Genomic DNA, 23,457 nt, shown 5'->3' with positions numbered 1-23,457 from the left:
TTACTCCCGTTTTCAGGTTCCTGATGATTGTTCCGCAGGTGGATCTTCGGCCCCTGCAACACCAAATTGCGCCGCAGCCCTGCGCCGCTGGGCCAGACCTGCGATGCCGATGGCAACCAACAGTGTCACGCCATTGAACATTGGCTCGACCCAGAAGGACCCACCAAATTGCTGGATACCCGAGATGCCGACCGCCAGAATGATCACACCGATGATTGTGCCCCAGACATTCACCCTGCCGGGCTTGATCGTCGTGGACCCAAGGAAGGCCCCCACCAGAGCAGGCAACAGAAACTCCAGCCCGACGCTGGCTTGTCCGATCCTGAGCTTCGAGGCCAAAAGTATGCCAGCAAGCGCAGACAGCAGGCCCGACGCGATAAAGGCCAGCATGGTGTAACGCGCAACAGGGATGCCGTTCAGCGTAGCCGCTTTGGGGTTTGCGCCGATTGCGTACATATACCGGCCCAAAGGCAGATATTCGAGCAGCAGCCACAGCAGAACGGCCAGCGCCAGCACGTAATAGGCGGTGATCGGCAGGCCAAAGACAAAGGTGGTGCTGAGCTTGTAGAACCCAGGCTCAAGCTGCGCCACAACCTGACGTCCGCCGGTATGCCACAGGGCCAGCGCGTAGATGATGGTGCCGGTTCCAAGCGTGGCGATAAAACTGTCGATCTTGGCCACTTCGACCAGCAGCCCGTTCAGGAAACCCACGAATGCACCAGCAATCAGGATCAGAACGCAAGCCAACGGCCACGGCACACCGGCGATTTGCAGGCTGATGACCAGAATGTGCCACAGCACGATGCCATACCCCACGGTCAGGTCGATCTTGCCCGTCACCATCGGGATCATCGCCGCCAGCGACAGGATCGCGATAATCGCCTTATCCGCCAGGATCGAGCGCAGGTTCAGCATTGTCGGAAACGTATCCGGTAACAGAATGCTGAACAGCAGGATCAGGGCGATTGTCAACACCACAAGGCCATAGACCGGCACCAGACGTCCGAGGCGCGCAGCCAGCGACAGGTTCTGCATTTCGGCCTTGGTCGGCTCCAGCGCGTTGGATTCAATGGACTGCATGAGGGGGTTCCATCTGGGTCGATATATTGCCTGCCGATGCAGACTGGATCAGTTGCTCGGTGTTCAGGCGGTGATCGGACAGTTCGTCGACAATCCGGCCTTGACTGAAAATCAAGGCGCGGGTGCACAGGGCTGCGACCTCTTCGAAATCGGTCGAAACGACGATAACGCCCACGCCTTCGCGTACGGCGCGCTGGATCAGCGCGTAAATCTCGGCTTTTGCGCCCACATCCACGCCCGCCGTGGGGTCTTCGCAGATCAGCAGCTTGCGGTTTGTCGCCAGCCAGCGGCCAACAACAACCTTCTGCTGATTGCCACCCGACAGAGCCTCGACGTTCAATTCCGGATCATTGGGCGAAAGACCAAGTGCCGCGCCGATCTCGGCGGCTTTTCCCGCCTCGGTTCGGGTGGCCTGCATATCCCAGAATCCGCGTTCAAAGGCAGCAGGGTTCAGGAACGTGTTTTCACGGATCGACAGCGTTCCAGCCACCGATTCCTCGGTCCGGTCCCGCGCCACTAGCCCGATCCCTGATGCCATTGCCGCCTTTGGGGATGAAAGATCAGGGGCTTCACCATTGATTTCGATGTCACCCTCACAGGGCTCCGACCCGAATATGGCACGGGCGATTGCCTCGTGCCCGGCGCCGCGCAAGCCCACAAGTCCGAGGATTTCCCCCTGATCAAGGTGAAAGCTGACCGGCCCCACCCCTTCGCAGGCCAGATTGCGGACCTCGGCCACCCGCGCGCCAGGTACGACCTCGGCTTTCTGAACCGCGCGGGTTTTGCGGCCAACGATCATATGCACCAATTCTTCGGGTGTCGTATGGCCAGTATCACGCATACCAACCATTTCCCCATCGCGCAGCACCGCAACGCGGTCCGAGATCGCGAACACCTCATCCAGACGGTGCGAGACATAGATCATCCCCACACCCCGGTCTTTCAGCGGGCGGATTGCGTCAAACAGACCCTCGACCTCATCCGCGGGCAGCGACGCGGTCGGCTCGTCCAGAACCAGAAAGTCGCATTCCACCGCCAGAGCCCGCGCAATCGCGATCAGGGATTTCTCGGTGCGCGACAGGCTGGATACCCGTGTGGTCGGGTCAAAATCGCACCCCACCTTGTCCAGCGCCGCGCGGGCAAATCTTTCAACGCCGCGCCAGTTCACGAAACCAGCCTTGCGGGCAAAACCCAGGGACAGTGCCATGTTCTCGGCCACCGTCATCCATTCGATCAGACCCAAATCCTGATGAATGAAGGCCACGCGCTGCCGCTGTCCGAAACTGCCCGGCGAATGTCGATAGGGCTCGCCGTCAATCCGCACCTCGCCGCTGTCGGCTGTATGGATGCCGCCCAGAACCTTGATCAGTGTCGATTTCCCGGCCCCGTTTTCCCCCAGCAACGCGACGATTTCGCCGCGCGCCACCCGCAGCGACACGTCCTTCAGCGCATAGTTGCCGCCGAAGTGCTTGGCAATACGGTCAAAAACCAGCCCGTCCAAAACGGTCTTCGACACTCGTGTTCCTCCCTGGTGCGTACCGAGTTTTTTATTGAGTTACCGGTATCTCTCACTTACGCTGCGTTCAGTTTGGCACTGAGTCAACAAAAAAGTTACGGGTAACTCTCGGAGCCGGAATGGGCCCACGGAAACGAACAAGAATAAAACTGGCCGAAGTAGCCAAGGCCGCAGGTGTGTCGAAAATGACTGCCTCGCGCGTGTTGAACAACGGCAAGGGTTTTTCAGAAGGCACCCGCGAACGGGTCATGGCCGAAGTCAGACGGCTGGGCTATGTTCACGACCGGATGGCGGTCGCGTTTTCGTCGGAAAGCACCTCGACCTTTGTGGGCGTGTCCATCCCCGATCTGGGGAACGAGGTTTTTGCACAGGTTCTGGAAGGGATCGAGCGGCGGTTGAATGCGTCGGGATATCAGGCAGTTCTGTGTGTTTCGCAATATGACATGGACTCGGTCGAAAGCTGGATCGAGACGGTTCTTGAATGGCGTCCTGCCGGATTGATCGTAACCGGGCGCAATCATTCCGAACGGACCCGTAAGCTGCTGCGCGGGGCTGGTGTTCCGGTAGTCGAACTGTGGGATCTCAACACCTCGCCCGTCGATCTGAGCGTCGGTTTGAACCACTATGACAGCGGCTATGCCATGGGCCGGTATATGGTCGAACGCGGACACCGCAGGATGGGATATATCGGCACGCACCACGACACCGCCCATTCTGCCGAAAGCAGGTTCAGGGGTTGGGAATCAGCGGTGATGGATGGAAAGGGTTCAATCGCCGACAGCTATGTTCTGAAGGACACGCCCGGATTCTACGCCGGGTATTATGCGACGGAACAAATGCTCAGCCGGACCTCGGATCTGGATGCCATCTACTATCAGAACGACAATATGGCCGCAGGGGGGCTGATGTTTGCTCAATCTCGCGGCCTTAGCGTGCCGGATGATATCGGCATTGCAGGCTGGGGTGATCTGCCCATCGCGTCGATCCTGCCGCAGCGGCTGACGACGATGCATGTGGCGCATCTGAAGCTAGGTCGGCAGGCCGCCGATTCCATTTTGGCGGCGATCAACAACCAACCGGTCAAGGATGTCACGCCGGTCAGTTTCCGCTTTGTGCCGGGCAGTACGATCTAAAGTGTTTTGCGACTTTTCTGAAGCAAAACTATCGAAACGCGCGTTCGACCGCAGGGAGAGGCAGAGTATTTCGCTTCAACGCAAACACAAAACGATCTAGGCGCATTCCGGCACAGGGGTCACCAATGGGCGGCCTTCGAAAAACGCCGCAAGGTTTGCCCGTTGCAAGGCCCCCATCGCCGTACGTGTCTCGATCGTGCCAGAGGATTGGTGCGGTTGTAGCAAGACGTTGTCCAATTTCAGAAAACGTGGATCAATATTTGGTTCGTTCAGGAACACATCCAGCGCGGCACCTGCGATTTGACGATTTTCCAGCGCCGCCAGCAACGCGCCCTCGTCCACGGTTGTCCCCCGCGAGATATTCACCAACAGCCCTTCAAGTCCAAGCGCCGTAAGCGCCTCGGCCCCAACGATACCCGCCGTTTCAGGGCCCCCGGATACGCAGACGAACAGCACATCGACCTGCCCGGCCATAGCGGTGATGTCGTCAAAATAGGTCCAGCCGGGCGTTTCCTTTTCGGCCCGCGCAAAATAGCTGACATCTATATTAAAGGGCACCAGCCGTTCAGCCAGCGCGCGTCCAATCCGGCCCAGCCCGACGATCCCTGCGCGTTTGCCTGACACCTTCCGTTGCAGGCGGTATTCGCCATGCTGCGCCCATTCGCCGGACCTTATCCAGCCCTGCGCACCCGGAATGCCGCGCGACCAGGCGATCATCATGCCAATGCCCAGATCGGCAACATCCTCGGTCAGGACATCCGGGGTATTGGACACCAGAATGCCGCGTTTCACCGCATGGGCCACGTCGATCGTGTCATAGCCGACACCCAGATTGGCGATCATCCCCAGATTGGGAAACCGGTCCATGACTTCACCGCTGAGAAATGAGTGCCCACGAAAGGCAATGGCGCGGATCGCGCTCAGCGCCTCAGCAGGCAGATGGTCTGGTGCGCCGCCCTCCTCCATCGGCCAAACGGTAAAGGCTTCGTCCATCGGGACCTGATCGTAGTCGGCGTAAGACCCCACAACGAGGATATCTGGCTTGGTCATTTTTTGTTATCCCTTAAGCAGACTTTTGAGTGCAATGGTAGGATCGGCAAGTGCCGCGCTGTCCACCAAACGCGCGCTTTCTATCAGCTTCATCGCGAAACGCATATCTTTTGCTATCTTGACGCCTTGCGCAATGCCTACGGCAAACGCCAGTTTGCCGTCTGACAGGCCGAAGGAAATATGATGGTCAGGCCCATAAGCGCGGTCGATGATCTGGTGATCCGGGCTTTGCAAACCAGCGCTTTGCAGCACATATTCATACTGATCCGACCAGACCCAGGGCGTGAATTCACAGGGGCGCAAGTCATTGGGGCAGGCCATATTATGACCTGCGATATCGCCTTGCTGGCCAGCGGCGGTCCAAGCCTCCAGCCGGGTTGGCTGCTCCCCTGTGACCGGCGCCGCGCAGCAATCGCCAGCTGCAAAGATATCCAGGTGCGAGGTGTGCAAATAGCGGTCCACCAATATCCCGTTCTCGACCGACAGCCCGGCCTGTTCGGCCAGTTCGACCATCGGGGCTGAGCCGATACCCGCAATGACAAGATCGGCCTGCGTCAGTTCCTCGGGCGTTATGCTATGGTTCAGACTGAACAGGACGCCTTCCGCGACGTGGCGGTTCTGCACGATAGTGGCAACCGCCGGAGTCACGCCGCGGGCAAGGATGCGGTCTGCCTGCTCGACCAAGCGCACAGAGACACCCATGGCGCGCAAGCTGGATGCCAGCTCCAACCCGATGAATCCGGCCCCGATGATGATGGCCGTGTCGGCACCGGTCGCCCTTTCGCGGATCGCAGCCGCATCGGCTTTGGTACGCAGGGTCATGGCATCCGGAAAAGCGCGCGCCGCTGCGCCGGTGGCCAACAGCAGTTTGTCAAACCCAAGGGATGCGCCGCCGGACAACGTCAGGATCCGGGCGTTGGGATCAATCCCCGTGACCTTATCATGCCGGAACGTCAGCTCCGCCGCATCGACATGTTCAGCGGGAAGGATAGGGCGCGCCTCGACCCCGTCCTCGCGCCACTTTGATAAGGGCGGGCGTTCATGCGGCGGCCAGACCGCATCCCGGTCGATCAGCGTTATCGAACCCTCGAACCCTGATTTGCGGGCCGAGGTCGCCGCGCGCAGACCCGCATGGCCTGCGCCAACGATAACGACACCGCTCATGCCTGGGTGCTGCGCATAGCTTTGGTGCGCTCGGTATGCAGCTTGCGGAAATGCTCATCGGCCTCGGGCGTGCCGTCGTGCAGGCTGCCAAACCACTTGTCCAGCGGCACATTGCTCTCGCCGAAATTCACGTTGTGATAGCGGTGGTGCAGATAGTGCATATAGCGGTCATTGCGCAGCGCGAGTTCGTCCCCGAACACGATCTCATCAAACCCGGAATGGCTGACGGCCGGGCCAAGCGCAGTCTGGAACCCGTTGAACATCATGTGCAGCGGATGGCTGGGCACGATCACGTGGATCAGCATACAAGAGAAATAGACCAGATGTTCAACCGGGTGCATGGCCATCCCGGACCACGGGCCGACATTTACGTTCTTGTGGTGCAAGTAATGCACCCAGTCATACAGCGGCTTCCAGTGGATCAGACGGTGAATCCAGTAGAAATGAAAGTTGCGCCAGAACGGAATCGCCATCATCAGCAGGCAGAACAGGATCGGATGTTCTGCCGGATCAAGGTAGGGCATCCAGCCGTTTGCATAGCCCCACCAAAGAAAACACTCGTACCCGGTCCAGATCAGAGTGCCGACCTGTGCCCAGAAGATGTTGTCCCAGACCTGATCGCTGAACAGGAAAGTGGGGTTGTTCTTGGCCTGCATGTTGGCGTTATACTTCTTGAGCCTCCCCTGCATTTTGTAACCGCAAAACCACAGGTGGAATATCCCGGTCCAGACCCAGATCAGAACCAGATTGCGCAGAAGGATCTCACCCATCCAGCCGATCTGAAAGGTTTCCATGCGCGACAACTCGGGCGTGAACCAGACATAGCTGACCCCGATCAGCACCATGTAGATGGCAAACCACGGCAGGAAGAAACCCGGGAAACCGGTCAGCCATTTGAACAGCTTCGGAAAGTTCAGCGGATCATCCAGCAGCGGTTCAAGATAGACGGGGCGGCCCGACCACCACTCACCGCGGCGGTTTCTTTCCTGACCGTGCTCATCGATTGTGACCTTGGGCTTCTTCGCCATGATGTATCCTTTCCGTGCCCGAATCCGGGCCAAAGGGGCGTTTTCGTCCTCTTGATCGGATAGTGACCGACACTCGTCGCGTCAACAAAAGTTTCGAAACTTTGTCAAATTGACGAATAAGTGATTGTTTGACAAAATTACCTTGACCGGTCGTCGCTGTGTCCTTACGCCTTTCGGGATGGATGCTTCTTCTGCCCCAAAACCACCCAACGATATTTACGACGCCCTGCGCGACGGGTTGATCTGGGGGCGCTGGAAATCCGGCCAACGGCTGAAACCCCAACATCTCAAGGTCGAGTTCGGCTGCACCACCGCCGCCCTGCGCGAGGCGTTGTTGCGGCTGGCCGGGGAAGGCTTTGTCGAGAACGAGAAAAACCACGGTTTCCGGGCAGTCGACCATTCCGAGGATACGTTCCGTCAGGCCGCGCATCTGAGGTTGTTGCTGGAGAGCGAGGCGGTCGCGCTGGCCCTGAAACAGGGTGATTTCGAATGGGAGATGGCGCTGAACGCGGCCCATCACAACCTTGACTACATCGAAGCGCGCATGGAGCAGGCCGAGGATGTGACGCCCTTCCTCAGACGCTGGTCGCGGCAGGACTGGCTGTTTCACAGCACTCTGTTGGGGGCGTGTAATTCAGATCTTCTGATGCGGACCTACAAGTCCGTCTACGACACGTTTCGGATGTACGCGGTATCCCAGATTGACGGGTTTGGCTTTTCTCATGTGACACGGGGCGAGCATCGGGCGATTTACGACGCTGCCATCGCCCGCGATCTGCCCGCCTGTCTGGATGCGATACGCGCCCATCTGGCGCTATATGAGGACGAAAATCGCCTGCCCCTGCGGCTGGCACCCAAGGGAGGAAACGAAACATGAGCAAGATTGCTTTGGTGACGGGCGGCGGCTCGGGCATCGGCAAAGCCTGCGCGCTGAAACTGGCCGGGAACGGATATACGGTTGTCGTCACCGGACGGCGGCAGGAACCGCTTGACGATACCGTTGCCGCCATGGGCGGCGGTCAGGCCATTGCCTGTGACGTGACCGATGCGGCACAGGTTGACGCCCTGTACGACAAGATCAAACAGGCGCATGGACGGCTGGATGTGCTGTTCAACAACGCAGGCAACAACGTGCCCGCCGCGCCGATCGGGGATATCCCGCCCGAGGATTTCATGACCGTGATGAACGTGAACCTTTACGGTGCGTTTCTGTGCGCGCGCGGGGCATTCAACGTGATGCGGGATCAGGACCCGCAGGGCGGGCGGATCATCAACAACGGCTCAATCTCGTCGGCTGTGCCCCGTCCCGGCTCCGTGCCCTATACCAGTTCCAAACATGCGATCACGGGCATGACCCGCTCGATCTCGCTAGACGGGCGGCCATTCAATATCGCCTGCGGACAGATCGACATCGGCAACACGGCGTCCGAGATGACCTCGAAAATGTCAGGCGGGGTGCCGCAGGCGGACGGCTCGCTAAAGCCCGAACCGGTGATGAGCGTCGAGAACGTGGCGCTTTCGGTGCTGCACATGGCCAATCTGCCGCTTGAGGCGAATGTCCAGTTCATGACCGTCATGGCAACCACCATGCCCTTTATCGGGCGGGGGTAGCACCCGTGAAAAACATCTATACATTCGGGGCCCAGCCCGCGAAGCGCACCGTGACCATCCCCTGTATGCGCCAAGCCAAGGCCGAGGGGCGCAAGCTAACGCAGGTCACCGCCAACACGCCGGACGAGTTGCGCGCCGCCGAAGAGGCCGGAATCGACATGATCGTGTCGGACGCGGCCAACATGGGCAATGTCCGCCAGCATAACAAAACCACGTTCTGCACCGCCGCAATCAAGCTGACTGAGGTCAAGACCACCGACGACATCCTGAGCGCGTCCCTGGACGCGCTGCATCTGGGCGCGGATGCGGTGATCACACCGCGCAGCTTTGACGTGGTTGAGGCACTCAGCAAGGAAGGCATCCCGGTTATGGGGCATCTGGGTCTTGTGCCGCGCAAATCGGTTGCAACGGGCGGGATGCGAGCCATGGGCAAGACCGCAGACGAGGCGCTTGAGCTTTTGCGCGATTTCAAACGCCTTGAAAATGCAGGAGCCTTCGCTGTTGAATCCGAGGTGATCTGCGGCGAGACTATGGCCGAGATCGCCTGCCGCACTTCGCTGATCTGTGTATCGCTTGGTTCCGGCGGGGGCGGCGATGTGAATTTTCTATTCCAGAACGACCTGACCGGCGAAACCGAGAACCCGCCGCGTCATGTGCAGCCCTTTGGTGATCTTGCCCGCCTGCACCGCGAACTATATGCCGCCCGCGTCGCCGCCGTCAGCGCCTTTCGCGATGCGGCTACCAATGGCAGCTTCCCACCGGACAGCATCACGCCACACATGGCACCGGGCGAATACGAAAAGCTGATGACCGAAATTGACAGAATCTGAGGACTGATATGGCTGAGAAAATCCGCGTATGTTCAACAAGCGACATCGAAGAAAAAGATGTCATGCGCTTTGACCATGGCGACAAAAGCCTGATCATCATCCACGGCCCGGACGGGAACTTTTATGCCGCCGACGGTTATTGCACCCACGAAAAGCAGCACCTGTCCGACGGGTTGGTGGACGAGTTCGACATCGAATGCCCGCTGCATTTCGGGGCTTTTGATTACCGCACTGGTGATCCCACCGTGCCGCCGGTTTGCGTGGCGCTGAAAACCTATCCTGTCGCTGTCGAAGGCGACGATGTTTACGTTGAGATATAAGCCATGACCCTATTTGACCTGACCGGAAAGACCGCCCTGATCACCGGATCCTCGCAAGGCATAGGGTTTGCACTGGCACGCGGATTGGCTGAGGCTGGCGCTTCGGTGATTCTGAATGGCCGCGATATTGCCAAGCTGGATGCCGCGGTCGCACGGCTAGCAGAAGACGGCCACAAGGTCGCGGCGCTGCCTTTCGATGCCAGCGATCATGCCGTTGTCAAAGCAGCCGTGGACGGGTATGAGGCCAGCGGTCAGATCGACATTCTGGTCAACAACGCCGGGATGCAGTTTCGCACGGAGCTGGAAAACTACCCGGCCGAGATGTTTAGCAAGTTGCTGGAAACCAACGTCACGACCGTCTTCAACGTGGGTCAGGCCTGTGCGCGGCATATGATCGGGCGCGGGGCTGGCAAGATCATCAACATCGCCAGTGTGCAGACAGCGCTGGCCCGCCCCGGCATCGCGCCTTACACTGCGACCAAAGGAGCTGTGGGCAACCTGACCAAGGGCATGGCGACCGACTGGGCCAAGCACGGGCTGCAATGCAACGCCATCGCGCCGGGCTATTTCGACACGCCCCTGAACGAGGCGCTGGTCAATGACCCTGAGTTTTCCGCATGGCTGGAAAAGCGCACCCCGGCGGGCCGTTGGGGCAAGGTTGAGGAGTTGGTGGGGGCCTGCGTGTTCCTGTCCTCCCCCGCTTCCAGCTTTGTCAACGGGCACACGCTGTTTGTTGACGGCGGCATCACGGCGAGCCTGTAAACCATGCGCGCCATTGTCATCCACGCCGCCCGCGACCTGCGCATTGAAACCTGCGAAACCCCCGAGCCCGGTGCCGGGCAGGTCCGCATCCGTATGGCCGCTGGTGGTATCTGCGGATCGGATTTGCACTACTATAATCACGGCGGCTTTGGCACCGTGCGCCTGCGCGAACCCATGATCCTGGGGCATGAGGTTTCCGGCCATATTGAGGCTCTGGGCGAAGATGTCGACGGGCTGGCCGTCGGTGAACTTGTAGCTGTGTCCCCGTCCCGCCCCTGCGGAGCGTGCCAGTATTGCGCCGAGGGCCTGCGCAACCATTGCGAAAACATGCGGTTCTATGGCTCGGCCATGCCGTTCCCGCATATTCAGGGCGCCTTTCGCGAGGTTCTGGTGGCCGATGCCAGCCAGTGCGTGCGCGCGACAGGCCTGACCGCGGGCGAGGCAGCGATGGCCGAACCGCTGTCGGTCGTGCTGCACGGCACCCGGCGCGCGGGCGAGATCCTTGGCAAACGGGTGCTGATCACTGGCAGCGGTCCCATCGGGACCTTGGCGGTGCTGTCCGCGCGCGCGGCAGGTGCGACCGAAATCGTTGTGACCGACCTTGAGGACAACGCCCTTGGCTTTGCTTCTCGGGTGGGCGCGGATCGCGTAATCAACGTGGCACGGGATGCCGAGGCGCTGGCTGCCTATCAGGCGGGAAAAGGCACGTTCGACATTCTCTATGAATGTTCGGGCAGCCCGCAGGCGCTGGCAGCGGGCATAGCCGCGTTGCGTCCGCGCGGGGCCATCCTGCAACTGGGTTTGGGCGGTGACATGACGATCCCGATGCAGATGCTGACCGCCAAAGAACTGGACCTGCGCGGCTCATTCCGCTTTCACGAGGAATTCGCCACCGCCATTGCCCTGATGCAGAATGGCAGTCTAGATGTGAAACCGCTGATCTCACACACGGTCCCTCTGGATCAGGCGCAGGCAGGCTTTGATCTGGCGGGGGATCGGACGCAAGCTATGAAAGCGCAAATCACATTCGGATAGGAAACCCAAGCGATGTCCTTTTTTGAAGCCCACGACCCGGTGTTCGAGACCTATGTATTGGGCAACGCCCCGGTCAAACAGCTTGCTACCGGGTTCGATTGGGTCGAGGGGCCGGTCTGGTTCGGCGATGCGGGGTGTCTTCTATTTTCGGACATTCCCAACAATCGTATCCTGCGCTGGACACCGGACAGCGGCATCACCACCTATCGGCAGCCGTCAAACTATGCCAACGGCCATACCCGCGACCGGCGGGGCCGGTTGGTGTCATGCGAACACGGGACGCGACGGGTGACCCGGACCGAGCTTGACGGATCAGTCACAGTGCTTGCCGACAGTTTCGAAGGGAAAAGGCTGAATTCGCCCAATGATGTCGTGGTCCACTCGGACGGCTCAGTCTGGTTCAGCGATCCCCACTACGGGATCATGACAAATTACGAAGGGTTTGCGTCCGAGCAGGAACTGCCCTGCCATGTCTACCGCGTTGACCCCGATACCGGCGAGATTACCGCCATGGTCACCGATATGGACTGCCCGAACGGGTTGGCCTTTAGCGCTGGTGAGGACATGCTGTACGTGGCCGACACCGGCAAGATGTTCGATGCCAACGCAAAACGCTGCATCCGCCGCTATGATATGGCAGGCGGTGTACCGTCAAATGGGGCGCATTTCTTCACTGTGGACGCCGGTGCTTCGGACGGATTCCGGCTGGATTCCGACGGAAATATCTGGAGTTCGGCAGGCGACGGGGTGCATTGTATTTCGCCCGATGGCAGGCTACTGGGCAAGATCCTGATACCCGAGACCGTGTCCAACATCTGTTTCGGAGGTCGGGCCAAGCATCAGCTTTACATCACTGCGTCGACCAGCCTTTATGCCATCACACTGAACAGGTCCGGCGTGCAAATGCCTTAAGTGGTCGTTCCCACGACCAGCTTGTCGGGCACCAGATCGACCGGGTTTTGCAGCGCCTCGCGATCCACAATCAGCTTCGCGGCACAGCGCCCGATTTCACGCCGGTCCACATCCTGCGTGGTCAGGTTGGTCCTGACCGCGTAATCCCGAGAGGTTCCGTTGAACCCCGCAACGGCCACATCCTCGGGAATCCGATAATCCTGCGCGTACAAATAGGACAGGCACCCGGCGGCCATCGAATCGTTCAGACAATAGATCGCATCCACGGGTTCGTTGCGATCAAGCAACCTTTGGGCCAAAATCTGCCCGGTTTCCCGCGTTCTCGGCAGGTCGCGATCCGTTTCGCACAGCAGCGAAACACCAGCCTCGGCCAGTACCGCGCCAAACCCTGCCAGCCTCCGTTCGGCGCAAAGGTCGGTGTCAAGCTGGGCACCGATATAGGCCACGTTTCGAAACCCCCGTTCGATAAAATGCCGCGCGATGGTGGCCCCGGCCCCCTCATGAGACAGGCCAACCGTCGCATCCCCGTCCTTGTCATCCGCGTCCCAGATCTGAATCAGGGGACAGGTGCGCTTGGCCAAAAGCTGCCGCGTCTTGTCGAGGCGCGCCAGTCCGCTGCTGGCTATCAACCCGGACGGGCGCAACGACAACATCATGCGGACCAGCGAAAATTCGATCTCGGGATCAAACAGGGTTTCGCCGATCAGGGTCTGCAACCCGTGCGGGCGCACCACGTCATTTACGCCGCTTAGCACTTCGGAGAACACAAAATCCGAGGTTGAAGGGATAATCACCCCGATGAACGGCGATTTCCTTGAACTCAGCGCGGCTGCAAAGGTGTTGGGTACATATCCAAGCGTGTCACAGGCGCTGAGGACACGGTCCCGAGTTTTGCTTGAAATGCTGCCGGTCCCGCGCAGGACCTTGGACACGGTCATGCGGCTGACCCCTGCCTTTTCGGCCACATCGGCCAAAGTGACCACTGAGTTTCTGTTTTCGTTCACGGCGCTTCCTGCTTTCGACGCTCTTATGCCCCGACAAGTGTTGCGCCGCTATTAGGTTATCGTTAACCTAACTTTCGAACAAGGGGGATAGAATGCCCGGAACGAAGGTCAAACAAGGTGTCGACCGGCTTTTCCAGTTGCTCGACATCGTTATCGTCGCGCTCATGGCCGCGATGATCGGGCTGGTCTTTGTGAATGTCGTGATGCGCTACGGCTTTTCGACCGGGTTTCGCGAATCCATCGAACTGTCCCGACTTGGGTTTGTCTGGATCGTCATGCTGGGCGCGGTTGTGGTGCTGCGCCGGGATCAGCATCTGGCGATAACCGAGATCGCCCACGCCCTGTTCCCCAAGGCGGTGTTGCCCTGGCTGGACAGGATCAAATGGAGTGTTGTGCTGATTTCCGTTGTTTTGCTGGGCTGGGGCGCGCAGCAACAGACGGTCGCGAACTGGAACAATATCTCTCAACTCACCGGGCTTCCGAAGGGTGCTCTGTACCTTCCGGGCGCAATCGCGGGGGCGATGATGTTCTGCATCGCGCTGTCCCGCCTGATCTGGCCGCAAAGACATGAGCCTGACGCATGACGCTTGCCATATTCCTTGGGATTTTGCTGATCGGGATCGCAATCGGCATTCCGGTCGCGTTTTCGCTGCTGCTGGCCTCGATGGCCCTGATGCTGCAACTGGACCTGTTCAGCGCCAATGTCATGGCGCTGTCGATGATCAACGGGGTCAACAGTTTTCCGTTGCTGGCGATCCCGTTCTTTTTGGTGGCCGGGGAAACCATGTCCTCCGGCGGATTGGCCAAACGGATCGTCAGACTGGCCAGCGCCCTTGTCGGGCATCGGCGCGGCGGGCTTGGATATGTGGCAATCTTCACCTCGGTTCTTCTGGCCGGGCTGTCGGGGTCGGCCGTTGCCGATGCCGCGGCCTTGTCCAGCATGCTGTTCCCAATGATGGCAAAGGCGAACTATCCGCGTGGCCGAACCGCGGGCCTGCTGGCGTCGGGCGGGATCATCGCGCCGGTCATACCGCCATCGCTGCCGTTGATCCTGATCGGCGTCGCCGGAAACATATCCATCGCGAAGCTCTTTATCGGCGGCATTGTTCCAGGCCTGATGATGGGGGCCACGCTGGTTCTGGTCTGGAATTTCCTTGTGCGCGGCGAAGACCTGGAAGTGTTCGAACCCGCGCCACGGTCGGAAAAACTGCTGGCCTTGCGGGATGCGGGATGGGCGCTTCTGCTGCCGGTCATCATCATCGGCGGCATCCGGTTCGGGATCTTCACCCCCACCGAGGCGGCAGTGGTCGCCGCCGTCTATGCGCTGGCCGTCACCACCTTCATCTATCGCGAGATGACCTGGCACCTGCTCTACGACATCCTGCTGAGTGCCGGTCGGTCCACCGCAATGGTCATGTTCCTTGTCGGTTGCGCGATGGTGGCCGCCTGGCTGATCACCATCGCCCAATTGCCGCAGCAACTGGCTGCTATGCTTGGCCCGCTCGTCGACAACCCGCGTCTTTTGATGGCGACAATCATGCTGATCGTCTTTGTGGTGGGCATGTTCATGGATCTGGGGCCATCGGTTCTGATCCTTGCGCCGCTGTTCATGCCGGTCATCAAGGCCGCCGGAATCGACCCGGTCTATTTCGGCCTGATGTTCGTCATCAACGCGTCGATCGGGCTGATCACGCCCCCGGTGGGCAATGTACTGAACGTGGTCTGCGGTGTCTCGAAAACGCCAATGACTGCGGCGGTCAGGGGCGTTTGGCCCTTTGTGCTGGCCTATGTCGTGCTTCTGGCGCTTTTCGTGATTTTTCCACAGATCATCATCTACCCCATGAAACTTCTCATCGGCTAACTTAGGGAGGAAACTAAATGTCGTTGAAAATCAAATCACTGATGGCAGCAGCCGCGTTGGCCGTTTCGGCCTCTGCCGCAGATGCAGAAACCCGGCTAAAATTCGGACACCCGGCGCCCGACACCGATCTGACCCACCAGATGGCTGTCATGTTCGCAGAAAAGGTCAACGAAGGCACAGGCGGTGAAGTTGTCATCGATGTTTTTCCCAATGGCCAACTGGGCACTGACGATCAGTTGATCGACGGTGTGCGTTCGGGCGTCATCCACTTTACCCTGTCGGGGCTGAACAACTTTACCGGCATGATCCCCGAGGCCGGGGCCTTTACGCTGCCCTTCATGTTCCCGGACAGGGACAAGGCTTATGTCGTGCTGGACGGCCCTGTGGGTCAGGGTGTGCTGGCCGATCTTGAAGAGTTCGGGCTGAAAGGTCTGGGTTTTCCTGAAAACGGCTATCGCAATATCTCGACCAACAAGGGGCCGGTGCGCGCACCCGCCGACCTGTCCGGCGTGGTCATGCGTGTGAACAATTCCAAGGCGCTGAACGACCTGTTTGAAACACTGGATGCCAACCCCCAACAGATTCCGGTTGCGGAACTTTATACTGCGTTGGAAACCGGCGTCGTCAATGCACAGGATCACCCGATCTGGGTCGTCGAAGCCTTTAAGTTCTACGAAGTCCAGAAATATCTGAGCCTGTCTCAGCACGCTTATTCGGCTCTGGTTCTGGCAATGAACGCAGATACGTTCAACGGCCTGACGGACGAGCAAAAAGCCGTCATCGAAGCCGCCGCTGCCGAGGCTGTCGCCTTCCAGCGCAAGGGCAACCGCGACAAAGAGGAAAAGACGATCGAATGGCTGACCACCGAGGGTGGTATGGAACTCAACCGCGATGTCGATGGCGCTGCCTTCCAGGAAGCGGCCAAGCCAGTCTGGGCGACATTTATAGAAGAGAACGGAGACACGTTGATCAACGAGATTCTTGAAGCTCAGAAATAACCAATGGAACCATTGCTCTGCCCCTTGATGGTTGGGGCAGAGCTTTTCAGTTTTTGACGAAGCTTCGTCGCATCATGTTCTGGGACGCGCCAACACAAATGTACTCAACCTGTCAGGTGTGGACAAAGTTCGCAACGGAACCCTACAGCCTTCGGTCACTCGGCGCTGGATAAGGTCTTCCAAGAAGCGAGCGTCCACGAAATACAGACTCTTATCCACACGTAGAATCACCACCGAAGGGTTAGTTTCAACCGCGTGACGCCGGATGTTGCGGAAATGCTGTGCGCCGAGAACAAGCCCGACGACTGCCACATGCGAGCGAGATGTTTTTACAGGTGCAACAACACCGAACTCGCCACGCCAGAGGCAACTCCGACCTCGACCCCCAGCCCCAGTGTCAGTCCGATGGTGGCAGCGACGGCGCTGAAGTCGGCGCGAGAATATCTCCATGTCTTCCGCAAGATCGATAGGTCAACAAGACTTAACACGGCGACAATGATCGTTACGGGGCCAGTGTGGCTTTGGGCAAGCAATGGACCAGCGGGGTCAGCGAAGCTGCGGCAGCGGCCAGATCGATGGCGGCAAAGGCTCCCGCATCAAAATTGACGACAGAACGTGCAAACCCACCCTCCGCTGGTATTCCGACAGAATGCGCGAGATTCTATTAGCCAGTGCCACACTGCCTAACATCAGTGGCTTTCGATGCAGTTTTCTTGCTAGCAATGAGCGAAGTGCGGCCCCATTGTACTCGCCCCACCAAAACGCTGGATCCATTAATGAGGAGGCACCGTATAGTTCAGTCGCCCGTCTTTGGCGAGCGCGTTCGGCGCTGCATGCCGCCGCTCGAATGCTGGGGTGGGGCCAAGCCTACCCACGCCTCAAAATCGCTGCCGCGTATAGTGTTCCAAGGTGCTGGTGCTGCAATTACCGTCCCAATAACCGGGACCACGCCCGGTATCGCGTTCAACCTCCGAAATATTTCATCTTGCCTCGCGCAGTCGGCGATTTGCGCCTCTAGCTTTCTGGTACGGACACTCTTGGCCAGATCTATACCGACAAGCTCCAAGTCCGGCATTTTGCGAACCTCCTGATGGTCCCCACCTCCAAAATTTACCAGATAAGAGATCAGGGGATGCCGTTCCATCAAATCCCCTCAAAGACCGATGGCAGAAATTCCTGCCATCGCACACATGATATCATCCGGCCCAGCAGCCCCGGACACTCCAATGGCGCCGATCAGAACGCCGTTTTCGTGAATTGGGATTCCTCCATCCCAGGCGCAAAGCTTGGGGCGGTTGATCATTCCAAGTTGCAGCTCGGGGCTCGACAACATGCGCTCTGCGAAGTCACGCGTCGGCTTGCCCAATACCGCTGTTTGCGCCTTGTCCTGCGCAAATTCAGCCACGGCCGCAGGAGCACTGTCCAGCCGTCCAGCGGCAACCATGTGGCCGCTTGCATCCACGACTATCGCGGCAACCGCCCATTCATTGTCCTTGGCATGGGACAGCGCGGCCTGAACCGCTGCGTTCGCGGCCTCATGCGTGATCATGCGTTTCGGGATCGATACCTGCATTTTCCCTCGTTCATAAATCGAATATCAGTTCATTTGTACCGTGCTGGACGCGCAGCCCATCTTGGTTGAATACGTCGAACCCGAAAGAGATAATCCCGCGCGCGGCCGAGGTCGTTTTGCGTTTGCTGATAACCGTAAGTTCAGCATTGATCACATCGCCTGCAAAAACCGGCTTTTCAAAACGCCAGTCCCAGCCCAAGGACGCCAACCCCACGGGTTTCGCATCCGACCGAAATTTCAAACCGTCCACAACCGACAGAACCAGCAAACCATGCGCTACACGGGCTGGGTACCCAAGCGCCCGCGCGGTGTCGTCACTCAGATGCAGATCGTATTTGTCTCCGGTCAGGTCCGCGAAGGCATCAATCAGGTCCGCCGTTATCTGGGCAGACCCGGTTTTCATGACGTCGCCGACGTTCAGGTCGTCATAGCCATATTGGCCCGCCGGCAACGCGGCCTTCATTGCGGAACCGGAGCGTCTTCGCGCAGCAGGCTCTTGGCCTTAAGTTCGGTCCAGAATTCTACCGGAATATCGTGGCTGAACCAGTTCAGGTTCTGGTCCAGTTGTTCAACCGTCCGCGTACCCGCCATGAACGTTGGAACCGCTGGATGCGCCACAACGAATTGCAGCGCGGCGGCGGGCAATGGCACGTTGTATTCGGCGCAGACCCCCTCGATCTTGCGGACCTTATCCATGATGTCTGCGGGTGCCGGGGCATAGTTGTATTTGGCCCCCTCTTTGGCCCCAGTCGCCAGAATACCTGAGTTGAAGCCACCGCCAACAACCACAGCAGCCCCGCGCTCTTCACAAAGCGGGAGAAACTTGTCCAACGCGTCCTGTTCCAGCAGCGTGTAGCGACCGGCCAGCAGGAAACAGTCGAAATCGCGCTGTTCAAGCGCAGCGTGGCAGACTTCCCATTCATTCACCCCGACGCCGATGGCCTTGACGACACCCTGATCGCGAAGGCTTTCCAACGCCTTCCACGCGCCGTCCATCGCCTGTTTGAACACTTCGGGCTGCTCGTCACCACGGGTGAACACGTCAATGTCGTGAATGAAACAGATATCCATCCGCTCGGTCGCCATCCGCTGAAGACTGTCTTCGAACGAGCGCATGATGCCGTCATAGCTATAGTCGAAATGCATCGTGAAGGGCGCGGCATTGGTCCAGGGTTCGAAATCGATATCCTGACGGCGCGCCGGCTTCAGAACCCGCCCCACTTTTGAGGACAAAATATAGTCATCGCGGTCCTTCCACCGCAGGCTGTGCCCGGTGCGCAGTTCCGACAGACCATGGCCGTACATCGGAGCGGTGTCAAAATACCGAACGCCATTGTCCCATGCGTGCTGGATCATGCCGTGGGATGTTTCCTCATCGATCTCGCGAAAAATGTTGCCGATGGGCGCTGTGCCAAAGCCAAAGGCGGAAACGTCAAGGTCTACCCGGCCAAACTTGTTTTTCGTGTTCGGATTCATAAAAACCTCCCTATGCGCAAGACCGGAGATGCGCCGGTTGCGCGACTATTAGTAACTGTCTGGTTATTTACTTCAAATCCAGAAACCGATCAACCCACTTGACGAAGGCAGGGTCTTTTGCCTATTAGTAACTGACTGGTTACAACACGGGGCGCATGCCATGTTTCTGACAGAAACCCATATTCAGGTCCGCGACATGACCCGCCAGTTTGCGCAGGATGTTATCCGCCCTGCCGCTGAAGAACTGGATCGGGAGTCGCGTTTTCCGTCTGAAATCTATGATCAAATGGCCGAACTTGGCCTGTTCGGCATCGGCGTCCCGGAAGAGATGGGCGGGCCGGGGTTCGACACCGTGACCTATGCGCTGGTGATGGAGGAGTTGTCGCGCGGCTATGCCTCGATCGCGGATCAATGTGGCTTGCTGGAACTGGTGACGACCCTGTTAGTGCGCCATGGAACGGCAGGACAGCGGGACAAATGGTTGGGCGATCTTCTGGCGGCCAAAGTGCGCCCCGCCTATTGCATTACCGAACCCGAAGCAGGCACCGATGTCTCGGGCATTCGCACCACGGCGGTCCGCGATGGCGACGGCTGGGTGCTGAATGGTGGCAAGATCTGGATTCACAACGCGCCGGTCGCGGATCTAGGCTTTGTGTTGGCCCGCACCGACCCCGAGGCCGGGCATCGCGGCATGTCGATCTTTGTGGTCGATCTTCACGCCAACGGGGTCACGCGTGGACCGAAAGAGATCAAGATGGGCCAACGCGCCAGCCAGGTTGGGCCGCTTTCATTCGACGATGTGCGCCTGCCCGCCGACGCCTTGCTGGGCACCGAAGGCCGCGGATTTCACATGATGATGAGTGTTCTGGACAAAGGCCGCGTCGGCATTGCCGCATTGGCCGTGGGGATTGGCCAAGCCGGGCTTGAAGCGGCGACGGATTACGCGCAACAGCGCAAGCAGTTCAACAAACCGATTGCGGATTTTCAGGGCGTCCAATGGCTGCTGGCCGACATTGCCAAGGATGTCGAAGCCGCACGTCTTCTGGTCCATTCCGCCGCCTACAAGATCGATACCGGGCAGGACGCGACCAAAGCCTGTTCCATGGCCAAGTGCTTTGCCGGGGACATGGCGGTGCAGCGGTCGTCGGATGCGGTACAGGTCTTTGGCGGATCGGGTTATATTCGCGGCTTTGAAGTGGAACGCCTGTACCGAGATGCCAAGATCACTCAGATTTATGAAGGCACGAACCAAATTCAGCGTATGATCATCGCTCGGGAATTGCTCTCGAAAGGCGCGGCAGCATGACAGCACAAGCAGCTTTGGTCACTGGATCGTCGCGTGGCATCGGCCTTGCCGCAGCCGTGGCACTGGCGCGCGAGGGGTTTGCCATTGCAGTCAACGGTCCCGTCATGGACGCCGAATTGCAAAACGCCGCAGACACGATCCGCGCGCTCGGGGTGCCGGTGGTTGCTGCCGCTTTCGACGTGTCGGATATCGACGCTCATGATGACCACCTGATCCAGATCGAGGATAAGATCGGCCCGCTGACCACCCTCGTTAACAACGCAGGTGTCGGTGTGCTGCAGCGCGGTGATCTACTTGAGGTCAGCGAGGAAAGCTATGACCGCTGCATGGGCGTAAACACCAAGGCGATGTTCTTTCTATCCCAGTCTTTTGCCAAGCGGCTGCTGGCGCGTGACCGCGACGCTGGGCTGTTTCATTCCATCGTCAACGTCACCTCATCTAACGCCGTCGCGGTGGCTGTACCGCGGGCGGAATACTGTGCATCCAAGGCGGCAGCTGCCATGATCTCGAAAACCTTCGCGGTCCGTTTGGGGTCCGAAAACATCGCCGTCTACGATGTGCAGCCCGGCCTGATCGCCACCGACATGACCGCGCCGGTGATCGATCATTATGATCAACGCGCCAAAGACGGTCTGACCCTGTTCCCCCGTGTGGGCCAGCCCGAGGATATGGGCGCGATCATCGCGTCTCTGGCCAGCGGCAAGCTTCCCTATACCACCGGACAGGCGATCTCGGCAGATGCCGGGATGCTTGTGCCCCGTTTCTGAGGTTGCCCGATGAAGATTAAACTGCCCGACACCGCTGGTAGGCTGCATGACTACGCATTGGTAGGCACGCCGGTTGCGCCCAGTACGCTGACGCCGAACTCGGCCCGGGTGTTATATTCCGCAGCCCATGTTGTGGCCAATCCGTTCGGCGATCATGACCCGACCGGACCCGCCCATATCGACTGGGCCAAGACGATGGAGTTCCGGCACTATCTGGCCGGCATGGGCATGGGCATCGCCGAAGCTATGGATACCGCCCAACGCGGCATGGGTCTGGATTGGACCGGGGCGCTGGAGCTAATCCGCCGCACCAAAGAGGAATTGCCCGATGCGCTGGTCGCGAATGGCTGTGGCACCGATCATCTGGACCCGGCAGACGCCACTTCGCTGGACGACGTGCGGCGCGCTTATCTGAAACAGGTCGAGGCGATCCAGAGGCTGGGCGGGCGGATCATCCTGATGGCGTCGCGGGCGCTGGCAAAGGTGGCGACCGGACCCGACGACTATATCTCGGTCTACAATGACGTGCTTGCGGCCTGCGATCAGCCCGTGATCCTGCACTGGCTGGGTGAGATGTTCGACCCGCAGCTTGCCGGGTATTGGGGCACACGCGATTTCGATACCGCGCTGGAAACTGCCCTGACTGTGATCCGGTCCAACATCAAAAACGTGGATGGCATCAAAATCTCGCTTCTGGACGCCGACAAAGAGATCACCATGCGCCGCCTGCTGCCTGAAGGCGTCAAAATGTATACCGGTGACGATTTCAACTATCCCGAACTGATCGAAGGTGACGAAAAGGGCTTTTCGCACGCGCTGCTGGGGATATTCGACCCCCTCGCCCCGGCGGCGGCCTACGCGGTCAGCCAACTGAGCGATGGCGACACCGCCGCCTTCCGTGCCACGCTGGACCCGACGGTTCCCCTCGCGCGCCATATCTTCCGCGCGCCGACGCAGTATTATAAGACCGGCGTCGTGTTTCTGGCGTGGCTGAACGGGTTTCAGGACCATTTCATCATGCTGAACGGTGCACAGGCGACACGGTCCCTGCCCTATTTCACCGACTGTTTCAAAATCGCCGATGAATGCGGGCTGCTGCGGGACCCCGATCTGGCGGTGCAGCGGATGGGGCACATGTTCAAACTCTACGGGGTCTGAGATTTGCGCGATTTCTCGAACGATCATTCCGCGCTGGCGCTGAATACCGCGACTTTGGGCCACAATCTTGATGGCCACGGTGCGGGTTGGTCGCCCGAGCAGGTGATCGACGCCTGCGCCGCGCGCGGATATGGCGGGATCACCTTCTGGCGCCGGGAACTGGACGGACGTGAGGCCGAAATCGGCCAGCGGGTCCGCGCAATGGGAATGCAGGTTGTGGGTCTGTGCCGCACTCCGTTTTTGACGGGTCCGCTGGCGCTGCCGTCGGATCAGCAGATTATGGATGATTTTCACCTGTCCATCGACCAAGCGGCAGGCCTGGGCACGTCGGTGCTGACCATTGTAACCGGCGGGCCGGAACCCGGCACCAAAGGCGTATTGGACAGTCAGAAGATTCTGGCCGACCGCGTTGCACGCGCTGCCTCCTATGCCGCCGAACGTCACGTCCATCTTGCGCTGGAGCCGCTGAACCCCGCCACAGCGGGAAACCGCACCTGCCTGATGACCGCCGCCGATGCGTTTAACGTATGTGATGCGGTGGGGGCGGACAACGTCGGCGTGGCCATCGACGTCTATCACGTTTGGTGGGACACGACATTGGCGGACACACTGGCCAGCCGTGCACAAGGGCGCATTCTGGGATATCACCTGTGCGACTGGCTGGCCGAAACCAGCGACATTCTGTTGGATCGAGGCATGATGGGCGACGGAGTCGCTGACTTGCCCGCCCTTCGGGCTACGGTCGAAGATGCGGGCTATGACGGGTTGTGCGAGGTCGAGATTTTCTCGGCCCAAAACTGGTGGAAACGGGACCCGCATGAGGTTCTCGACACGATCGTTGATCGATTCCGGCGGCTCTGCTGACGCGTATCG

General features: G+C 59.3%; 25 protein-coding genes and 1 pseudogene. 15 read left to right on the top strand and 11 right to left on the bottom strand.

The genetic code is table 11. The features are described 5' to 3' along the window. Window positions 1-12: 12 nt before the first annotated feature. The gene (locus ACR0KM_RS18735; protein ID WP_480861228.1) at window positions 13-1,080 is read right to left on the bottom strand and encodes an ABC transporter permease; all 1,068 of its coding nucleotides are present in this window, start codon (window positions 1,078-1,080) and stop codon (window positions 13-15) included. Beyond that, window positions 1,067-2,596 (bottom strand): sugar ABC transporter ATP-binding protein, encoded by a 1,530-nt coding sequence (locus tag ACR0KM_RS18730; RefSeq protein WP_480861229.1) that lies wholly within the window; start codon window positions 2,594-2,596, stop codon window positions 1,067-1,069. Before ACR0KM_RS18730 ends, ACR0KM_RS18735 begins: the two co-directional genes overlap by 14 nt. 119 nt (window positions 2,597-2,715) lie before the next feature. Between ACR0KM_RS18730 and ACR0KM_RS18725 the strand changes: the two genes are divergently transcribed. Continuing rightward, window positions 2,716-3,729: a LacI family DNA-binding transcriptional regulator gene (locus ACR0KM_RS18725; protein WP_480861230.1), complete on the top strand. Its 1,014-nt coding sequence runs from the start codon at window positions 2,716-2,718 to the stop codon at window positions 3,727-3,729. A 96-nt stretch (window positions 3,730-3,825) separates the two neighbouring features. Here the strand turns inward: ACR0KM_RS18725 and ACR0KM_RS18720 are convergent, their stop codons facing one another. The 3 genes from ACR0KM_RS18720 to ACR0KM_RS18710 are packed head-to-tail and all read right to left on the bottom strand — an operon-like array spanning window position 3,826 to window position 6,971. Continuing rightward, window positions 3,826-4,779 (bottom strand): 2-hydroxyacid dehydrogenase, encoded by a 954-nt coding sequence (locus tag ACR0KM_RS18720; RefSeq protein WP_480861231.1) that lies wholly within the window; start codon window positions 4,777-4,779, stop codon window positions 3,826-3,828. Window positions 4,780-4,785: 6 nt separating this feature from the next. Beyond that, window positions 4,786-5,943, bottom strand: coding sequence for an NAD(P)/FAD-dependent oxidoreductase (locus ACR0KM_RS18715; RefSeq protein ID WP_480861232.1), 1,158 nt, complete (start codon window positions 5,941-5,943; stop codon window positions 4,786-4,788). Beyond that, a complete protein-coding gene (locus ACR0KM_RS18710; RefSeq protein WP_480861233.1) occupies window positions 5,940-6,971 on the bottom strand; it encodes a sterol desaturase family protein in 1,032 nt (343 codons plus the stop codon). Before ACR0KM_RS18710 ends, ACR0KM_RS18715 begins: the two co-directional genes overlap by 4 nt. 124 nt (window positions 6,972-7,095) lie before the next feature. On the opposite strand from ACR0KM_RS18710, the gene ACR0KM_RS18705 reads away from it, so the two are divergent. Genes ACR0KM_RS18705 through ACR0KM_RS18675 form a run of 7 tightly spaced genes read left to right on the top strand, consistent with a single transcriptional unit; the run spans window position 7,096 to window position 12,441 of the window. Continuing rightward, on the top strand, window positions 7,096-7,848 hold the full coding sequence (locus ACR0KM_RS18705; protein WP_480861234.1) for a GntR family transcriptional regulator: 753 nt from the start codon (window positions 7,096-7,098) through the stop codon (window positions 7,846-7,848). Then, on the top strand, window positions 7,845-8,582 hold the full coding sequence (locus ACR0KM_RS18700) for an SDR family oxidoreductase (protein ID WP_480861235.1): 738 nt from the start codon (window positions 7,845-7,847) through the stop codon (window positions 8,580-8,582). The genes ACR0KM_RS18705 and ACR0KM_RS18700 overlap by 4 nt, the downstream gene beginning before the upstream one ends. Before the next feature lie 5 nt (window positions 8,583-8,587). Continuing rightward, entirely contained in the window at window positions 8,588-9,412 is an 825-nt protein-coding gene (locus ACR0KM_RS18695) for a 3-methyl-2-oxobutanoate hydroxymethyltransferase (RefSeq protein ID WP_480861236.1), read from the top strand. Between the two features lie 8 nt (window positions 9,413-9,420). After that, window positions 9,421-9,732, top strand: a complete 312-nt coding sequence (locus ACR0KM_RS18690; protein WP_480861237.1) for a Rieske 2Fe-2S domain-containing protein — start codon at window positions 9,421-9,423, stop codon at window positions 9,730-9,732. A 3-nt stretch (window positions 9,733-9,735) separates the two neighbouring features. Further along, complete coding sequence (locus ACR0KM_RS18685; RefSeq protein WP_480861238.1) at window positions 9,736-10,494, top strand: SDR family oxidoreductase; 759 nt, start codon at window positions 9,736-9,738, stop codon at window positions 10,492-10,494. A 3-nt stretch (window positions 10,495-10,497) separates the two neighbouring features. Next, a complete protein-coding gene (locus tag ACR0KM_RS18680; RefSeq protein WP_480861239.1) occupies window positions 10,498-11,529 on the top strand; it encodes an L-idonate 5-dehydrogenase in 1,032 nt (343 codons plus the stop codon). Window positions 11,530-11,541: 12 nt separating this feature from the next. Next, a complete protein-coding gene (locus ACR0KM_RS18675) occupies window positions 11,542-12,441 on the top strand; it encodes an SMP-30/gluconolactonase/LRE family protein (protein ID WP_480861240.1) in 900 nt (299 codons plus the stop codon). Here the strand turns inward: ACR0KM_RS18675 and ACR0KM_RS18670 are convergent. Continuing rightward, window positions 12,438-13,445, bottom strand: a complete 1,008-nt coding sequence (locus tag ACR0KM_RS18670) for a LacI family DNA-binding transcriptional regulator (RefSeq protein ID WP_480861241.1) — start codon at window positions 13,443-13,445, stop codon at window positions 12,438-12,440. The two genes, ACR0KM_RS18675 and ACR0KM_RS18670, sit on opposite strands and share 4 nt — an antisense overlap. A 92-nt stretch (window positions 13,446-13,537) precedes the next feature. Here ACR0KM_RS18670 and ACR0KM_RS18665 point away from each other — a divergent pair, with 92 nt between their 5' ends. The 3 genes from ACR0KM_RS18665 to ACR0KM_RS18655 are packed head-to-tail and all read left to right on the top strand — an operon-like array spanning window position 13,538 to window position 16,304. Further along, window positions 13,538-14,029: a TRAP transporter small permease gene (locus tag ACR0KM_RS18665; RefSeq protein ID WP_480861242.1), complete on the top strand. Its 492-nt coding sequence runs from the start codon at window positions 13,538-13,540 to the stop codon at window positions 14,027-14,029. After that, window positions 14,026-15,306 carry a TRAP transporter large permease gene (locus ACR0KM_RS18660; RefSeq protein ID WP_480861243.1) on the top strand — a complete coding sequence of 427 codons (1,281 nt, stop codon included), beginning with the start codon at window positions 14,026-14,028 and terminating at the stop codon, window positions 15,304-15,306. The genes ACR0KM_RS18665 and ACR0KM_RS18660 overlap by 4 nt, the downstream gene beginning before the upstream one ends. A 17-nt stretch (window positions 15,307-15,323) precedes the next feature. Continuing rightward, complete coding sequence (locus ACR0KM_RS18655) at window positions 15,324-16,304, top strand: DctP family TRAP transporter solute-binding subunit (protein ID WP_480861244.1); 981 nt, start codon at window positions 15,324-15,326, stop codon at window positions 16,302-16,304. A gap of 138 nt (window positions 16,305-16,442) precedes the next feature. Here ACR0KM_RS18655 and ACR0KM_RS18650 read toward each other — a convergent pair. From ACR0KM_RS18650 to ACR0KM_RS18630, 5 genes and pseudogenes are all read right to left on the bottom strand, one after another. Further along, a pseudogene (locus ACR0KM_RS18650) lies at window positions 16,443-16,959 on the bottom strand (SulP family inorganic anion transporter); the annotation flags it as partial. A 141-nt stretch (window positions 16,960-17,100) separates the two neighbouring features. Next, on the bottom strand, window positions 17,101-17,379 hold the full coding sequence (locus ACR0KM_RS18645) for a transposase (protein ID WP_480865546.1): 279 nt from the start codon (window positions 17,377-17,379) through the stop codon (window positions 17,101-17,103). 78 nt (window positions 17,380-17,457) lie between these two features. Next, on the bottom strand, window positions 17,458-17,877 hold the full coding sequence (locus ACR0KM_RS18640) for a GlcG/HbpS family heme-binding protein (RefSeq protein WP_480861246.1): 420 nt from the start codon (window positions 17,875-17,877) through the stop codon (window positions 17,458-17,460). A 10-nt stretch (window positions 17,878-17,887) separates the two neighbouring features. Further along, window positions 17,888-18,340: a MaoC family dehydratase gene (locus tag ACR0KM_RS18635; RefSeq protein WP_480861247.1), complete on the bottom strand. Its 453-nt coding sequence runs from the start codon at window positions 18,338-18,340 to the stop codon at window positions 17,888-17,890. Continuing rightward, window positions 18,337-19,353: an aldo/keto reductase gene (locus tag ACR0KM_RS18630; protein ID WP_480861248.1), complete on the bottom strand. Its 1,017-nt coding sequence runs from the start codon at window positions 19,351-19,353 to the stop codon at window positions 18,337-18,339. Before ACR0KM_RS18630 ends, ACR0KM_RS18635 begins: the two co-directional genes overlap by 4 nt. A gap of 160 nt (window positions 19,354-19,513) precedes the next feature. On the opposite strand from ACR0KM_RS18630, the gene ACR0KM_RS18625 reads away from it, so the two are divergent. Genes ACR0KM_RS18625 through ACR0KM_RS18610 form a run of 4 tightly spaced genes read left to right on the top strand, consistent with a single transcriptional unit; the run spans window position 19,514 to window position 23,448 of the window. Then, a complete protein-coding gene (locus ACR0KM_RS18625) occupies window positions 19,514-20,659 on the top strand; it encodes an acyl-CoA dehydrogenase family protein (protein ID WP_480861249.1) in 1,146 nt (381 codons plus the stop codon). Next, window positions 20,656-21,426, top strand: a complete 771-nt coding sequence (locus tag ACR0KM_RS18620) for a 3-ketoacyl-ACP reductase (protein ID WP_480861250.1) — start codon at window positions 20,656-20,658, stop codon at window positions 21,424-21,426. The genes ACR0KM_RS18625 and ACR0KM_RS18620 overlap by 4 nt, the downstream gene beginning before the upstream one ends. 9 nt (window positions 21,427-21,435) lie before the next feature. Further along, a complete protein-coding gene (locus ACR0KM_RS18615; protein WP_480861251.1) occupies window positions 21,436-22,584 on the top strand; it encodes a dihydrodipicolinate synthase family protein in 1,149 nt (382 codons plus the stop codon). 3 nt (window positions 22,585-22,587) lie between these two features. Beyond that, on the top strand, window positions 22,588-23,448 hold the full coding sequence (locus tag ACR0KM_RS18610) for a sugar phosphate isomerase/epimerase family protein (protein WP_480861252.1): 861 nt from the start codon (window positions 22,588-22,590) through the stop codon (window positions 23,446-23,448). Window positions 23,449-23,457: the final 9 nt, after the last annotated feature.

It is taken from the genome of Ruegeria sp. G10 (genome assembly GCF_056533645.1).
Note: the sequence above shows the minus strand (reverse complement) of the source record. Positions and strands in the feature narration are given on the sequence as shown.

What these genes read in the sequence shown, in the direction of transcription:
- ACR0KM_RS18735 (WP_480861228.1), bottom strand. Translation starts at nt 1,080, where the DNA reads ATGCAGTCCATTGAATCCAACGCGCTGGAGCCGACCAAGGCCGAAATG.
- ACR0KM_RS18725 (WP_480861230.1), top strand. Translation starts at nt 2,716, where the DNA reads ATGGGCCCACGGAAACGAACAAGAATAAAACTGGCCGAAGTAGCCAAG.
- ACR0KM_RS18720 (WP_480861231.1), bottom strand. Translation starts at nt 4,779, where the DNA reads ATGACCAAGCCAGATATCCTCGTTGTGGGGTCTTACGCCGACTACGAT.
- ACR0KM_RS18715 (WP_480861232.1), bottom strand. Translation starts at nt 5,943, where the DNA reads ATGAGCGGTGTCGTTATCGTTGGCGCAGGCCATGCGGGTCTGCGCGCG.
- ACR0KM_RS18710 (WP_480861233.1), bottom strand. Translation starts at nt 6,971, where the DNA reads ATGGCGAAGAAGCCCAAGGTCACAATCGATGAGCACGGTCAGGAAAGA.
- ACR0KM_RS18700 (WP_480861235.1), top strand. Translation starts at nt 7,845, where the DNA reads ATGAGCAAGATTGCTTTGGTGACGGGCGGCGGCTCGGGCATCGGCAAA.
- ACR0KM_RS18690 (WP_480861237.1), top strand. Translation starts at nt 9,421, where the DNA reads ATGGCTGAGAAAATCCGCGTATGTTCAACAAGCGACATCGAAGAAAAA.
- ACR0KM_RS18685 (WP_480861238.1), top strand. Translation starts at nt 9,736, where the DNA reads ATGACCCTATTTGACCTGACCGGAAAGACCGCCCTGATCACCGGATCC.
- ACR0KM_RS18680 (WP_480861239.1), top strand. Translation starts at nt 10,498, where the DNA reads ATGCGCGCCATTGTCATCCACGCCGCCCGCGACCTGCGCATTGAAACC.
- ACR0KM_RS18675 (WP_480861240.1), top strand. Translation starts at nt 11,542, where the DNA reads ATGTCCTTTTTTGAAGCCCACGACCCGGTGTTCGAGACCTATGTATTG.
- ACR0KM_RS18665 (WP_480861242.1), top strand. Translation starts at nt 13,538, where the DNA reads ATGCCCGGAACGAAGGTCAAACAAGGTGTCGACCGGCTTTTCCAGTTG.
- ACR0KM_RS18660 (WP_480861243.1), top strand. Translation starts at nt 14,026, where the DNA reads ATGACGCTTGCCATATTCCTTGGGATTTTGCTGATCGGGATCGCAATC.
- ACR0KM_RS18655 (WP_480861244.1), top strand. Translation starts at nt 15,324, where the DNA reads ATGTCGTTGAAAATCAAATCACTGATGGCAGCAGCCGCGTTGGCCGTT.
- ACR0KM_RS18645 (WP_480865546.1), bottom strand. Translation starts at nt 17,379, where the DNA reads ATGCCGGACTTGGAGCTTGTCGGTATAGATCTGGCCAAGAGTGTCCGT.
- ACR0KM_RS18640 (WP_480861246.1), bottom strand. Translation starts at nt 17,877, where the DNA reads ATGCAGGTATCGATCCCGAAACGCATGATCACGCATGAGGCCGCGAAC.
- ACR0KM_RS18635 (WP_480861247.1), bottom strand. Translation starts at nt 18,340, where the DNA reads ATGAAGGCCGCGTTGCCGGCGGGCCAATATGGCTATGACGACCTGAAC.
- ACR0KM_RS18630 (WP_480861248.1), bottom strand. Translation starts at nt 19,353, where the DNA reads ATGAATCCGAACACGAAAAACAAGTTTGGCCGGGTAGACCTTGACGTT.
- ACR0KM_RS18625 (WP_480861249.1), top strand. Translation starts at nt 19,514, where the DNA reads ATGTTTCTGACAGAAACCCATATTCAGGTCCGCGACATGACCCGCCAG.
- ACR0KM_RS18620 (WP_480861250.1), top strand. Translation starts at nt 20,656, where the DNA reads ATGACAGCACAAGCAGCTTTGGTCACTGGATCGTCGCGTGGCATCGGC.
- ACR0KM_RS18615 (WP_480861251.1), top strand. Translation starts at nt 21,436, where the DNA reads ATGAAGATTAAACTGCCCGACACCGCTGGTAGGCTGCATGACTACGCA.